Source organism: Enterobacter quasiroggenkampii (assembly GCF_043972695.1).
Lineage (GTDB): Bacteria > Pseudomonadota > Gammaproteobacteria > Enterobacterales > Enterobacteriaceae > Enterobacter > Enterobacter quasiroggenkampii.
On the sequence record NZ_CP143745.1, the window covers coordinates 1,546,447 to 1,559,636 of the forward strand.

13 protein-coding genes are annotated in these 13,190 nt (G+C 54.1%); 5 read left to right on the plus strand and 8 right to left on the minus strand.

The features are described 5' to 3' along the window. Positions 1 to 33: 33 nt before the first annotated feature. The 6 genes from V1572_RS07355 to V1572_RS07380 all read right to left on the minus strand — a co-directional run bounded on the left by V1572_RS07355 (position 34) and on the right by V1572_RS07380 (position 5,308). The gene (locus V1572_RS07355) at positions 34 to 1,965 is read right to left on the minus strand and encodes a putative bifunctional diguanylate cyclase/phosphodiesterase (protein ID WP_048030043.1); all 1,932 of its coding nucleotides are present in this window, start codon (positions 1,963 to 1,965) and stop codon (positions 34 to 36) included. Between the two features lie 17 nt (positions 1,966 to 1,982). After that, a complete protein-coding gene (locus V1572_RS07360; protein ID WP_395299831.1) occupies positions 1,983 to 2,477 on the minus strand; it encodes a molybdopterin-dependent oxidoreductase in 495 nt (164 codons plus the stop codon). 127 nt (positions 2,478 to 2,604) lie between these two features. Continuing rightward, positions 2,605 to 2,841, minus strand: coding sequence for a hypothetical protein (locus tag V1572_RS07365; protein WP_145974644.1), 237 nt, complete (start codon positions 2,839 to 2,841; stop codon positions 2,605 to 2,607). A gap of 35 nt (positions 2,842 to 2,876) precedes the next feature. Next, the gene (locus V1572_RS07370; RefSeq protein ID WP_348958620.1) at positions 2,877 to 3,464 is read right to left on the minus strand and encodes a cytochrome b; all 588 of its coding nucleotides are present in this window, start codon (positions 3,462 to 3,464) and stop codon (positions 2,877 to 2,879) included. After that, entirely contained in the window at positions 3,461 to 4,534 is a 1,074-nt protein-coding gene (locus tag V1572_RS07375; protein ID WP_395299832.1) for a catalase family peroxidase, read from the minus strand. Before V1572_RS07375 ends, V1572_RS07370 begins: the two co-directional genes overlap by 4 nt. Positions 4,535 to 4,696: 162 nt before the next feature. Further along, positions 4,697 to 5,308 carry a flavin reductase family protein gene (locus tag V1572_RS07380; protein WP_395299833.1) on the minus strand — a complete coding sequence of 204 codons (612 nt, stop codon included), beginning with the start codon at positions 5,306 to 5,308 and terminating at the stop codon, positions 4,697 to 4,699. A 276-nt stretch (positions 5,309 to 5,584) separates the two neighbouring features. On the opposite strand from V1572_RS07380, the gene V1572_RS07385 reads away from it, so the two are divergent. Continuing rightward, entirely contained in the window at positions 5,585 to 5,878 is a 294-nt protein-coding gene (locus V1572_RS07385; protein ID WP_071884809.1) for a hypothetical protein, read from the plus strand. Here V1572_RS07385 and V1572_RS07390 read toward each other — a convergent pair. Further along, a complete protein-coding gene (locus V1572_RS07390; protein WP_045909823.1) occupies positions 5,875 to 7,659 on the minus strand; it encodes a diguanylate cyclase in 1,785 nt (594 codons plus the stop codon). The two genes, V1572_RS07385 and V1572_RS07390, sit on opposite strands and share 4 nt — an antisense overlap. A gap of 119 nt (positions 7,660 to 7,778) precedes the next feature. Beyond that, positions 7,779 to 8,888: an AI-2E family transporter gene (locus tag V1572_RS07395; RefSeq protein WP_395299834.1), complete on the minus strand. Its 1,110-nt coding sequence runs from the start codon at positions 8,886 to 8,888 to the stop codon at positions 7,779 to 7,781. A 168-nt stretch (positions 8,889 to 9,056) separates the two neighbouring features. Here V1572_RS07395 and V1572_RS07400 point away from each other — a divergent pair, with 168 nt between their 5' ends. The 4 genes from V1572_RS07400 to tauA all read left to right on the plus strand — a co-directional run bounded on the left by V1572_RS07400 (position 9,057) and on the right by tauA (position 13,182). Further along, positions 9,057 to 9,440, plus strand: a complete 384-nt coding sequence (locus V1572_RS07400) for a GFA family protein (RefSeq protein WP_047745463.1) — start codon at positions 9,057 to 9,059, stop codon at positions 9,438 to 9,440. A 253-nt stretch (positions 9,441 to 9,693) separates the two neighbouring features. Continuing rightward, positions 9,694 to 11,094: an S-methylmethionine permease gene (gene mmuP / locus V1572_RS07405; protein WP_063436356.1), complete on the plus strand. Its 1,401-nt coding sequence runs from the start codon at positions 9,694 to 9,696 to the stop codon at positions 11,092 to 11,094. Then, the gene (gene mmuM, locus V1572_RS07410; protein ID WP_252077499.1) at positions 11,081 to 12,013 is read left to right on the plus strand and encodes a homocysteine S-methyltransferase; all 933 of its coding nucleotides are present in this window, start codon (positions 11,081 to 11,083) and stop codon (positions 12,011 to 12,013) included. Before mmuP ends, mmuM begins: the two co-directional genes overlap by 14 nt. A gap of 206 nt (positions 12,014 to 12,219) precedes the next feature. Next, positions 12,220 to 13,182 carry a taurine ABC transporter substrate-binding protein gene (tauA, locus tag V1572_RS07415; RefSeq protein WP_001018397.1) on the plus strand — a complete coding sequence of 321 codons (963 nt, stop codon included), beginning with the start codon at positions 12,220 to 12,222 and terminating at the stop codon, positions 13,180 to 13,182. Positions 13,183 to 13,190 lie beyond the last annotated feature (8 nt).

A 13,190-nucleotide genomic window follows, 5' to 3' on the forward strand; every position in this document is an offset into this window, starting at 1 on the left:
TGATTTTGGGCCAGAAACAACCGCACAATCATTTCAACCGTATCTGATCTTCCTGTCAATCTCAGCCTGTGGTTTTCCGAACAGGTACCCCTGCACGAGATCGCAGCCAAGCGCCTGAAGACGTTCAAGCTGCGCTTCGGTTTCAACACCCTCTGCAATGACCCGCATATTGAGGCTCTTCGCCATGCCGGTAATCAATTTAACGATATTAAGGGCATCATCCTGCGTGGATATCGGATTCACAAAGGATTTATCTATCTTAATTTTATCAAAATTAAGTTCACTCAGTCGCGAGAGCGAGGAATATCCCGTTCCGAAATCATCGATGGAAATTTTGACACCCAGTGCCCGGAGCTTTTTGAGAATAGTGATCGGCATGTTGCTGTCACTGAAGAGCGAAGACTCTGTAACCTCTAACTCGAGTCGGTTGGCCGGTAGCCCCGTCTCTTTCAGGATGGACTGCACCATCGTGGTAAACGATTTCGTGCCTAGCTGAACGGGTGAGACGTTCACCGAGATCCTGGCCGGCACCGCCCAGGACACCGCTTCCCGGCAGGCCATCTCAAGCACCGACTTGCCGATCTCATTGATCATTCCCGTTTTTTCAGCGACGGAAATAAAATAATCTGGCGCGAGTATCCCTTTCACCGGGTGTATCCAGCGAATAAGCGCTTCATAGCCGTAAATTTCATTGCTGAATGAATCAACAATAGGCTGGTAATACACAACGAATTCATTGTGATCGATCGCCAGAGCCATATCATGTTCAAGGGTCCTGCTTTCCTGCAGTCTTTGCAGCATCCACTGCCGGAAGACTTTGATCTGCTGCGAACCTTCTTTTTTCGCCTCGTAGAGCGCCAGATCGGCAAATTTATAAAGATAATCAGAGCGGCGTTCATTATCTGATAAAACGATGCCCACGCAGGTGGCAATTTTTATCAGCTGGTTATTAATCGTATAGGGCTGGCTGATATGATCGCTGATTTCTTTGGCGCGCGAAACGGCGGCGGTTTCCGTGAGTCCGCTGGAGAGAAGGGCGAATTCATCGCCGCCCAATCGGTAAAACGTATCCGTTGCGCTGCTCATCGAGGTCAGCCGTCGGGATACCTGATTCAGCAGCAAATCTCCCGTATCATGGCCATAGGTATCGTTGACCTCTTTGAAGCGGTCTAAATCAAATAACATTACGGTGACGGGGACGTGGTTTTTATCTGCCTGAAGATTAATTTTGTTGAGATCGTCCCAGAAGAAAAGGCGGTTTTTCATGCCGGTGAGGGAGTCATGATAAACATCATACTCAAGCTTCGCGTTCTGAATTTGCAGTTTTTCTTTTGATATTTGAAGTTCATCAGCCAGGCTTTTAACCTGCATGTGTGCTTTCAGAATGTTTTTATTCTGGTAGATCATTAAGAAGCCAAGAATAAAACTTAAAATCACCAGAAGCAAAGAAAGTGCGGAATAAATATAATACAGGATTTGTATTTTGTTGTTGGATTCATTAACCGTGTTAATATCTTTTGTTAATGCCGTTGCAGACAGCTGGCTGAGCGGTGCGTCGAGCTCATGCATATTTGTCAGGTACGCCTGTAACTCCGGATGGCTCATTTTTTCAAGATGACTATCCAGATAGGCCAGTATTTTTTCTAAGCGTAAAGCGAGTTCCTGATGCGTTTTATCGCTATCAATGTAGCGACCTAAATCGCCCCCCTTCATTAAATCGCCCTGACTGAGCATAATTTCGAGGCGCATGCGGACCTGGTCTATCGTAACGTCATCAGTATCGGTTGCGTATAGACCAAGCCATGATTCAAAACGGTAATACTCTGATACCAGTTGTGCCACGGACCAGGACTCAGTGTATTGAGTCAGTTTTTGCAATTCCTGCTGTCGATCATAAACAAGGTATGCAATATATCCTGTCGTGATAAAAAGAGAAAAAATGATACCAACCAGTATCCTGTTCATTATGTTCTCCTGAACGGCTACTCAATCTTCATTTTGCTTACCTGCCATGCTGATCGTGAGTAATAAATCTGATTATTCAACTCAGGAAGACTGTCATAGGGGTATACAATGAACGATGGGCCTTTATCGCGGATGCGCATATATTCGCCATTGACCTTTAAGGCAAGGATGGCGTTGTATTTTTTAAAGTCGCTGAGAGGGATGGTGGTTGAGTAATCATTGAGCGCAATAACATTCACGTTCGTACCTTTTGCACCCACATAATCCATGAGCTTGCTCATGGGGACACCCTCAAACTTCGTACGACCGTTATACCAGGGAGAGGTCGTCTCGAAACTCACTACTCCGAGTTTTTCAAGGCTGGCGAGATCAAACACTGCTTTTCCATTTTCGTTGGTATTTTCTATATTACCGTAAATCGTTAAAATGGGTTTACCAACTGGTTTTGGCAGGTCGCCAGCCCAGGTTACACTTTGTACCAGACAGCATAACAGCAGTAGGGTTAATCGCATTTTGACCTCCACCTTTTTAACAGAAGTATAAGAATTATAATTTAGATATCACACGAGTTGATATATTTTGTTGGGGAGTAGGGGCTTTTATCGTTTTTATTGATGTAAAGTCATTTTAATCAATGAGTTATGTGTTGCGGGTGTCAGGGTGTTTGATACGCGAGCGACGCTTAACTTTTTGATAAAAGCTAAAATTGCGGGCATAAATGCTCTTCTGTTTAAAAAATAATCGCTTTAATTGAGAGATATTATCTTCCACGATAATTGTGGGGTGTCCATGGCTTTTTGGCGCGCGGAATTTAGCGGCTAAATACGCGCCCCGGTTGTGTGGCTGTTTCAGGATGGCGATGATAAGCGAGGACACGAACATTCTGATTGTGCGTGTCCCTGGCGCTTGCCTTACTTCAGGTCATCCCGGATGGCTGACGCCGGCTTACCCCCTTTCGCCATGCTGGCAAACACTGCGTCCCGGTAGATCCACGCATGAACGAGTGCGGCGGAAAGATGGACCAGCACCACGGCAAAAAGCAACTTTGCCAGAAGGCTATGGGCGTCGTGACACCAGGCAAAGAGTGCCGGACTGGTCGGGACAATTGCCGGCAGGTTGACGCCATCAAACATGACAATTGGCAGGCCCGCTGCCGACAGTTGCGCCCAGCCCAGCAGCGGCATTGCCAGCATTAACCCATACAGCATCCAGTGTGATGCCTTTGCGGCAAGCACCTGCCAGACGGGCAAATCGGCAGGAAGTGGGGGCGTCCGGCTCAGGAGCCGGTTGACCAGACGAACCAGTGCCAGCAGTAAAATGGCGATCCCCAGCGGCCGGTGGAGGTCGATTAGCCAAATCCGGTGATGTAACGACGTCATCATCGCGACACCGATGAAAAGCATGGCCAGGATCATCACCGCCATCAGCCAGTGCAGGCTTCGCGCCAGGGTATTGAAATGCTGCGGCGCGTGCTCTCGCCTGTCTTTATTTGAGCTCATTTTACCTCCTGCTTTTGCACGGCTTCGGTGGCTTTGCCGTAGCCGATTTCCCGCTCGCGGCGGCTGAAAGAGTGGGAGTAGGCCGCGGAGCGGGCGTTTAAGATGGGATCATCAGACACCGCAACGCCTGCAGGAACGACAGAAGGATCAAAGTTAACGTCGCGGCACGCGCCTGTGGATTGTGCTTCGACCCGCGTCACTTCCAGCGTGCCGGCTACCACCTTTTTGCGATCGTCCGGCCATGGCTGGGAAGGGTCATCCACCGGATCGCCCGGCTGTGCGAGCTGCAAAACGTAATCCCAGTAGAGTGGCTTCTGCGCCAGGCGCTGACGCAGGTTTTCGAACAGGAAGTTATCATCGGCTTTCTGTCGTTGCTCATTGCTTATCGACAGGAAAGGCTCGTGCGGAAGCATCATCCAGCGAACGGCTTGACGTTCCCCCTGCGCGTTCACAAGGTAAAAGGCGTTAATGCTGTAAAACGTCGCGCCTGCGAAGCTGCCGGGTGCGGGTTTTTGTGCCGCCCATTTAAGGTATTTCTCCGCCTCCGGGTACGCTTTTAAAAAGTCTTTGAGACGCTGCGGATCCGGTTTCCCGGTGGACGCATCAACGGCCGTGGCTTTTCGCAAGGCCAGAAAACCTTCCGGGCTGTGCGTGGCGAAGAAAGGCTCGTTGTTCATCGCCATCCGCCATTGTTGCTTGTCATCTGTCTTCAGCAGTAGCGCCATGCTCAGGGTTTTGGTCGTACTATCCGGTGCATGCGGATCGCCGGTACCAATAGAGAATCTACCCACTACGGGCACTTCCTGCTGTGAGAAGAAGCGGGAGGTTGAAAGGGAATCCGCCGAGCCGTTTGGCGTAAAGGTGCCGGCAAAGCAGATGCCTTTTCCATGCGCGCGGCGAAAACCCGGTGGGAAGGGTTTCGGTGTTTCACCCACCAGTGCCTGGCTGACCGTGCGTGACCCAAGCCAGCCCGCCGTCCATGCAAAAGCAGATGCCAGCGTACCGGCGACAACGGCGATCGCTGCCAGCGCGCCCCAGGTTTTTTTGGACCTCAAATCCAGTTTCGACATAGACGTTTTTCCAGAACAAAATATCTTCACCTGTCATGCTCTATGTATTGCGCGTGACAGGTGTTAATACAGTGGCGAATATGGCTCGAGTATAGGAACTAAGGGGCGTAAAGAAAGAATATCACGAAAAGTTTAAACCTTTTCGCTGTCAAAAAGTCCGGGTTACTCATCGTGTCGGAAGTTGTGACCGAGTCGGTGACCCAGCGAGAAATAGTGGCGAAATAGATAATAGAGGGGGTTCCATTTCTCCACATTAAATTTTACTCCTCTCTGAGTATGAATTAATAATGCCTCAGATATGTGGACGCAGGTTATCGTGGCATCAACGGACACCAGGTTCCCCTGCGAACCGGTCAGGGGCGCTATCCCGCCAACCTTAGCCTCTATTTGTACAGGACACTCTTTAATTCTCAACGAGTTAATCGTCACCGCCTTTTCCTTATGGAAATTCCCGCAGCTAAATTTGTCCTGTTCAAAAACATATCCCATCTTTTTCTTCCATTCCGGTGGCGATGCTTTTCCCGTTTTATTTGCGATAGCTTCAATATTCTGCCAGAGCCTGCTGTCCGGTATGTTCAGAACAATATCGGGGTTACCTGTGATATTTTCATAACATTTTCCAGAGGTGCCAAGCCCGAACACGATATTCCGGTCAAGGATCCACCACGACGAGACCGGGCTCAGGTTGGTTGAACCGTCATGATTTTGGCTGGAGATAATGGCGACCGGTGTACCAAAATATAAAGAAGCAAAATCGACCTGCTGGGTTTTCATTTTATCATCCTCTGATTAACGAAGGCCCAGTCTACGTTGTGCAAACGTGCGTTACTTCGGTGAAGCGCGAAGTAAAACGCGGCAGGCTAAAATTCCCAGGGGAACTGCAATAGCTGCCTTGTACCCAACTGAGCGAGAACGTGCATAATGCGTCCACCTTTTGCGAGAACGCGTAAGGTTCGTTTTCCCTGCCGGAACAGATTTATTGACTTAAATCATGATGTCTCTTTCATTCGCCGCCTATCGTGTGCACCCCCTCCTTAAAACGAATCAAAAATGAAAAAAAGACCGTTCCTGATGGTGCTTTGTGCTGTGTGCTGCTTTTTTGTAGCGGACATCGCCATGGCAAAAAACAGTTCAGTTTCCAGTGAACAGGTTAAAGAGAACGTTATTGCAGAGTCGATAGCATCTTATCCCGGAGTATGCGCTTGTCCTTTTAACCGGGCCAGAAACGGAAGCGCTTGCGGGAGACGCAGCGCATGGAGTAAGGCGGGAGGCTATGCTCCCATTTGTTATAAAAATGAAGTAACAGATGAGATGGTAAAGCAGTGGCGTGAAAATAATAGCTAACCCGCCTCCAGCATCCCAAAACTCACAATCCGCGCGCGTCCCAGCTCTTTTGCCCGGTATAGCGCCACATCCGCAGCGCGCAGCAGGTTGTCGGTCTGGGCATGTTGTGGGTAGCTGGCAATGCCAATCGACACGTCCACCGGCCCAATCTCGGTCAGCCCGTAGCGAAGCGACAGCTCATGCACGCCGGTGTAAATCTTCTGCGCGCAGGCGTACGCTTCTGCTTCATCGGCACCGGAAAGCAGCACCAGAAACTCCTCGCCGCCGTAGCGGAATGCCAGCCCGTTGTCATGTGCGGCGCGCTGAACAATTGACGCCACGCTTTTGATCACCAGATCGCCCGCTTCATGGCCGAAACGGTCATTAATGCTCTTGAAGTGGTCGATATCAATCATCATGCAGCTTAACGGCACGCCAGTGCGTATCGCCTGTGCCGTTTGGGTTTGCAGGGTATCTTCCAGATGATGACGGTTACGCAGGCCGGTGAGCGGGTCAAACAACGCTTTTTCCAGCAACGCGTCGCGCAGACGCTGGTTGGCCAGCGCAAGCCCTAGCGCCTCGGCCATCAGCTCCAGATACGCGCGGGAAGGGGCATTATCCGCCGTGATATTCTGGAAGGAGAGCAGGCCAATGGCCTCACCCTGAGCGATAAGCGGCACGCAAAGCGCGCTTTCCGCCTGGGATGCCGGAAGATGATAACAGGCAATATCCGGCTCGCCGTTCACCGGCGGGTGACTCTGCCCGCGACGCACGGCCCAGCACTCGTCCGGGTGGAACGTCGTCTCTTCACCAATCGGCGAAAGCCATTGCGCGACGCAGCGCATCTGCCACGGCTCGCGGTCAAGGACGTAGAGCCGGCCCGCGATCCCCGGCGCGATATTGGGGGCAAACAGCTCCGCCACGTTAATCACATCGTTAAAGTTCTCACACCCCTGCAGCCGCTGGGTCATGCGCGCCAGCAGCTCGCGGATGGCCCAGTCGGCATCGCGCTCTTTTTCCAGACGCTGCCGCGCCAGGCCGTTTTCACGGAAGATGCTAATGGCCTGAGCCATATCGCCTATCTCATCGATCTGGTTGAAATTGGGCGTTTCAACCGCGTAATCCTGGGATGCCAGACGGTGCACCACGTCGCTCAGGCGCACTACGGGGCGCAGCACGCGGCGCTTTAATATAAAGCCGAGTACAAACAGGAACAGCAGGGCGGTCAGGCCGACCGTCAGCTCAGAGGCGGTACGCAGCGCTTTCGATTTTTTTGTCGCATCTTTTACGGAGCCGATAACGCGCTTGTCGAGTATCTGGCGAAAGTGATCGATCTGATTCTGTGCGCGATCCAGCTCCTGCTCATAGGGCTGACCATAGAGCAAGGCAACGGCCTGGGCGTCTTCACCGCGTTCCAGGCTGGCGAGGGCGGTTTGCTGCTCGTCCTGCAGCTCATCGACGATCTTTATTCCTTCATGCAGCAGGGCCAGTTCTTCATCCGATGCGCCGTTATCCTGCAACTTTTCCAGCCGAAGCTCGATGCGCTTCAGGCTGTTTTCTGCCTGGTTATATTCCTTGAGTACCTGAGGATCTTTTTTAATGACGTACAGCCGCGCTAAATCAGACTGCGCCCAGATATCGGTTTCGATATCTTCCGTCAGCTGATCAAATTTCTGCCGTTGTTCAACGGCCTGACGTTCGAGGGTATCCGCACTGGACGCCATCAGCATGATGATGCCGGAGGCGATGGTCAGGCAGACCGTGGCCCCATAGGCCCAGTTTGTTATCGTCGCGATTCGCACCAGATGATCCTTTTACGACATGAGTAGGATGGCGTTCTTCAAATTATAGAAAACGTCTGATTTAAGGCGAAAAAAAAGGCGGCACAGTGCCGCCTGGTGTGGTCTTTATCGTCACGTCCTTACAAATCTGGAGGATTTTTTCCTTCTTCGATGAAATCCGCGTCCAGCTCTTCGGCGTTACCTTCGTGATCGCGTCCGGAAAAGAGGTTCCAGCAGGCGATAAACAGCGCGGCGATGAGCGGCCCGATCACAAAGCCGTTAATGCCGTACAGCTCCATGCCGCCGAGAGTGGAGATCAGAATCAGGTAGTCCGGCATTTTGGTGTCTTTCCCCACCAGCAGCGGGCGCAGAATATTGTCCACCAGCCCGACGATAATCACGAAAAAGCCGACAATAAACAGCCCCTGCCAGATCTGGTGCGTGGCGAAGAGGAAGATAGCGGCGGGCACCCAGACAATCGCTGAGCCGATGGCGGGTACCAGCGAGAGGAACGCCATCAGTGCGCCCCAGAGCACGCTGCCGTCGATACCGGCAATGGCAAAGGCAATCCCGCCGAGGATGCCCTGAACCACGGCCACCGCCGCCGTCCCTTTTACCGTGGCGCGTGACACGCCGACGAATTTGGCGAACAGATGCTGCTTGGCAAAATCGGACAGGGGCAGGGAGTCGAGGATCTGGCGTACCAGATACGGGCCGTCTTTTAGCAGGAAGAACAGCAGATACAGCATGATGCCGAAGCTAATCGCAAAGCCAAACGTGCCTTTGCCGATCAGGAACGCGCTGCCGGCGAGATACTGTCCGCCCTGCAGGGCGACATCGGAGAGTTTTTTCTGGATCTGCGCCGCGTTGGTCAGGTTGTGATCCGCGAGGAAGCCGCTGGCCCAGTCAGGCAGGTGGGTGAAGATGCTCGCCACCACTTCCGGGAACTGGGTGTTGTTCTCCTGCAGTTTGGTGTAAACCACGTTCAGCTCAATGGCGAGCGAGGAGAGGATCACCATCAGCGGAATAAAGACGATCAGGCAGATAATACCGATGGTCAACAGCGAGGCCAGCCCGTTGCGCTCCCCCAGCGCGGTGCGTAGCTTGTTTTTTACCGGGTTGAAGATAACGGTCAGAATGGCGGCCCACAGTATCGCGGAGAAGTAGGGCGACAGCACGTCGAAGAAGGCCCAGGTCACAAGGGCGAGAATGAAAATAAAGAAACCTTTAGTCAGTCCGTTAAAGCGCATCAGTCAGTCCTGGTTACTAAGAAACTGTGTCGACTATAGAACCGATTTGAGGATTTACCAATAATTCTGCGGCTGGCGTGCCGGGCGATGGCTTCGCATGACCTGGCCTATAAATCCTCAATAGTGTGTTATGTTTTGATGAGATTTTAAACAGCTCAGGACGACAGTATGGAAAAGGTTTTTTCAGGCGGGTGCTTATGCGGCGCGGTTCGCTTTAATGCTGCGAACGGGGGCAATGTGCATACCTGCTCGTGTGATATCTGTCAGAAACACACTGGCGCACAAACCGTCGTATGGATTGAATTCCCTGCGGAAAACGTGCAGTGGATCGGCCCGGGCGGACGTCCGGCGACATGGCGATCGTCGGACTACTCCAGCCGGGCGTTTTGCCCCACCTGCGGCAGTTCAATTGGCGCAATTGATGATGCACCCACCATTGCCTTTTTTACTGGCGTGTTTGACGATCCGGACCAGTCGGAGTTTGCCCCGGAAAATCACGCCTTCGACGACATGAAGCCTGCCTGGTGGCGACATACCATGAGGGAAGCGTAAAAGTATGATCTGAGAGTTCATCGATACCACTTTCGACTGACCGAAGATCGCCTTTTCCCGCACCATGCTGTAAGTATCTGCTTGCGGAGGTGCTTATGGCCTGGCGTCCGATTCTCTATGTGATCCTCACAACCCACCCCAGACTCAGCGCGCGGCGCGCCCGTTTGCGTCTGGTCATCTAGCTTTTTATTAACAATCGCGGTATAACACACCTTCTTTGGATGTTTAGATGTCCATACGTATAGAAGGTAATATGCAAACACAACAAGAAAATGGGCAGCTTAAGCGCACCATGAAAACACGCCACCTGATCATGCTCTCGCTGGGTGGCGTGATTGGGACAGGGTTATTCTTCAATACCGGCTACATCATTTCCACGACCGGGGCGGCGGGCACGCTGCTGGCCTACCTGATAGGTGCGCTGGTGGTCTGGCTGGTGATGCAGTGTCTGGGCGAGCTCTCCGTGGCGATGCCGGAAACCGGCGCGTTCCACGTCTATGCTGCCCGCTATCTTGGCCCGGCGACGGGCTATACCGTGGCGTGGCTCTACTGGCTCACCTGGACGGTGGCGCTCGGGTCGAGCTTTACCGCCGCAGGCTTCTGCATGCAGTACTGGTTCCCGCAGGTGCCCGTCTGGGCGTGGTGCGTGATCTTCTGCGTGGTGATTTTTGGCCTGAACGTCATCTCAACGCGCTTTTTTGCGGAAGGTGAATTCTGGTTCTCCCTGGTGAAAGTCATCACCATCATTGCCTTCATTATTCTTGGCGGCGCGGCGGTCTTTGGCTTTATCCCGATGCAGGACGGTTCCCCCGCGCCGGGCTTAAGCAACATCACCGCCGAGGGCTGGTTCCCGCACGGCGGCCTGCCGATCCTGATGACCATGGTGGCGGTGAACTTTGCCTTCTCCGGGACCGAGCTTATCGGTATTGCCGCAGGGGAAACGGAAAATCCGCACAAGGTGATTCCGGTCGCGATCCGTACCACCATTGCGCGCCTGATCATCTTCTTTATCGGCACCGTGTTTGTGCTGGCGGCGCTGATCCCGATGCAGCAGGCGGGCGTGGAAAAGAGCCCGTTCGTGCTGGTGTTTGAAAAGGTCGGTATTCCTTACGCGGCGGATATTTTTAACTTCGTGATCCTGACGGCGATCCTCTCGGCGGCGAACTCCGGGCTGTACGCCTCCGGGCGCATGCTGTGGTCGCTTTCTAATGAGAAAACGCTCCCGCGCTGTTTTGCCCGCGTAAATAAAAACGGCGTGCCGCTGACGGCGCTGTCGGTTTCTATGCTCGGCGGCGTGCTGGCGCTGTTCTCAAGCGTCGTGGCGCCTGACACGGTGTTTGTCGCGCTCTCGGCGATTTCTGGCTTTGCGGTGGTGGCCGTCTGGATCAGCATCTGCGCGTCGCACTTCGTTTTCCGTCGTCGCCATCTGCAGTCCGGGCAGCCGCTCTCTGCGTTGCAGTACCGCGCGCCGTGGTATCCGCTGGTACCGGTGCTCGGTTTTATCCTCTGCGTGGTGGCTTGTGTCGGCCTGTGGTTTGACCCAAGCCAGCGCATAGCCCTTTATTGCGGGATTCCGTTTGTCGCCCTGTGTTATGGTGCCTACTATCTGACCCGAAATATGACATCGCAGGAGCCCGAACATGTCGCAGAATAATCCGCTTACCGCCCTCCTTGAAAAGCAGCCGTTTGTGGTGCTGGATGGCGCGATGGCGACGGAGCTGGAAGCGCGCGGCTGTAACCTGGCAGACAACCTCTGGTCTGCCAAAGTGCTGATGGAAAACCCGGAGCTTATCCGCGAAGTGCATCTTGATTATTACCGCGCAGGTGCGCAGGTGGCGATCACCGCCAGCTATCAGGCCACGCCTGCGGGTTTTGCGGCGCGCGGCCTGGACGAGGCGCAGTCCCGGGCGCTGATTGGCAGAAGCGTGGAGCTGGCGCGTAAGGCGCGTGAAGCGTATCTGGCTGAAAATCCACATGCGGGCACGCTGCTGGTGGCGGGATCCGTTGGACCGTATGGTGCCTATCTGGCGGATGGCTCAGAGTATCGCGGCGACTACGTGCGCAGTGCGGAAGCCTTCATCGACTTCCACCGCCCGCGCGTGGAAGCGCTGCTGGATGCGGGCGCTGACCTGCTGGCCTGCGAAACGCTGCCGTCTTTTGCCGAGATTAAGGCGCTGGCGGCCCTTCTGGCCGGGTATCCCCGCGCCCGGGCGTGGTTCTCCTTTACCCTGCGTGACAGCGAACACCTGAGCGACGGCACGCCGCTGCGTGACGTAGTCAGCGCGCTGGCCGACTCTCCGCATATCGTCGCGCTGGGCATTAACTGTATCGCGCTGGAAAACACCACGGCGGCACTGAAGCACCTGCAAAGCCTGACGCCGTTGCCGCTGGTGGTCTACCCAAACTCGGGCGAGCATTATGATGCGGTGACCAAAACCTGGCACCACCACGGCGAAGCGTGCGAGACGCTGGCGGGGTATCTGCCCCAGTGGCTGGACGCCGGCGCTAAGCTGATTGGCGGCTGTTGTCGCACTACGCCAAAGGATATTGCTGAGCTTAACGCGAAGCGCTGAGTTTTTTGCCGGGTGGCGGCTGCGCCTTACCCGGCCTACGGATCGCACAGCGCAGCGCCACCCGGCATAAACAAACGCACAAAACCAACTATCCTTTCCCGCTTTTTATCTAAAAACGAATCGTTATGAGCGATTCATTTTTATTCCTTTATCAAAATTCCCGCGTTGGAAATACTGCCCTCATAACAACAAGGGGAGCAGGCACTATGGCAATTTCATCGCGAATCACACTACTCGGCGCACTGGCGCTGTGGGCATTTCAGGCGCAGGCGGTGGACGTCACCGTCGCGTATCAAACTTCTGCGGAACCGGCGAAAGTCGCGCAGGCGGATAACACCTTTGCCAAAGAGAGCGGCGCGAAAGTTGACTGGCGCAAGTTCGACAGCGGCGCGTCCGTGGTGCGTGCGTTAGCCTCCGGCGACGTGCAGATCGGCAATATCGGCTCCAGCCCGCTGGCGGTTGCGGCCAGCCAGCAGGTGCCGATTGAGGTGTTCCTGCTCGCCTCGCAGCTCGGTAACTCTGAAGCGCTGGTGGTGAAGAAAAACATCACCAAACCGGAAGACCTGATCGGCAAACGCATCGCCGTGCCGTTTATCTCCACCACCCACTACAGCCTGCTGGCGGCGCTCAAACACTGGGGCATCAAGCCGGGGCAGGTACAAATTATTAACCTCCAGCCGCCGGCGATTATCGCGGCCTGGCAGCGCGGCGACATTGACGGGGCCTATGTGTGGGCACCGGCCGTGAACGAACTGGAAAAAGACGGCACCGTGCTGACCGACTCCGAAAAAGTGGGCCAGTGGGGCGCGCCAACGCTCGACGTGTGGGTCGTGCGTAAAGACTTCGCCGAGAAACATCCTGAGGTGGTGAAAGCCTTCGCGAAAAGCGCGATTGATGCCCAGCAGCCGTACATCAGTAACCCGGATGAATGGCTGAAGCAGCCCGCCAACCTGGAAAAACTTTCCCGCCTGAGCGGCGTGCCGGAAGCGGACGTGCCGGGGCTGGTGAAGGGCAATACCTATCTGACCCCCGCGCAGCAGGTGCAGCAGCTGACCGGGCCGGTAAACAAAGCGATTGTTGATACCGCCACCTTCCTGAAAGAGCAGGGCAAAGTGCCCGCGGTAGCGACGGATTACAGCCAGTACGTGACCGATCGTTTTGTGAAATAAGGAGTCCG

What these genes read in the sequence shown, in the direction of transcription:
- V1572_RS07355 (WP_048030043.1), bottom strand. Translation starts at nt 1,965, where the DNA reads ATGAACAGGATACTGGTTGGTATCATTTTTTCTCTTTTTATCACGACA.
- V1572_RS07360 (WP_395299831.1), bottom strand. Translation starts at nt 2,477, where the DNA reads ATGCGATTAACCCTACTGCTGTTATGCTGTCTGGTACAAAGTGTAACC.
- V1572_RS07370 (WP_348958620.1), bottom strand. Translation starts at nt 3,464, where the DNA reads ATGAGCTCAAATAAAGACAGGCGAGAGCACGCGCCGCAGCATTTCAAT.
- V1572_RS07375 (WP_395299832.1), bottom strand. Translation starts at nt 4,534, where the DNA reads ATGTCGAAACTGGATTTGAGGTCCAAAAAAACCTGGGGCGCGCTGGCA.
- V1572_RS07380 (WP_395299833.1), bottom strand. Translation starts at nt 5,308, where the DNA reads ATGAAAACCCAGCAGGTCGATTTTGCTTCTTTATATTTTGGTACACCG.
- V1572_RS07385 (WP_071884809.1), top strand. Translation starts at nt 5,585, where the DNA reads ATGAAAAAAAGACCGTTCCTGATGGTGCTTTGTGCTGTGTGCTGCTTT.
- V1572_RS07395 (WP_395299834.1), bottom strand. Translation starts at nt 8,888, where the DNA reads ATGCGCTTTAACGGACTGACTAAAGGTTTCTTTATTTTCATTCTCGCC.
- V1572_RS07400 (WP_047745463.1), top strand. Translation starts at nt 9,057, where the DNA reads ATGGAAAAGGTTTTTTCAGGCGGGTGCTTATGCGGCGCGGTTCGCTTT.
- mmuP (WP_063436356.1), top strand. Translation starts at nt 9,694, where the DNA reads ATGCAAACACAACAAGAAAATGGGCAGCTTAAGCGCACCATGAAAACA.
- mmuM (WP_252077499.1), top strand. Translation starts at nt 11,081, where the DNA reads ATGTCGCAGAATAATCCGCTTACCGCCCTCCTTGAAAAGCAGCCGTTT.
- tauA (WP_001018397.1), top strand. Translation starts at nt 12,220, where the DNA reads ATGGCAATTTCATCGCGAATCACACTACTCGGCGCACTGGCGCTGTGG.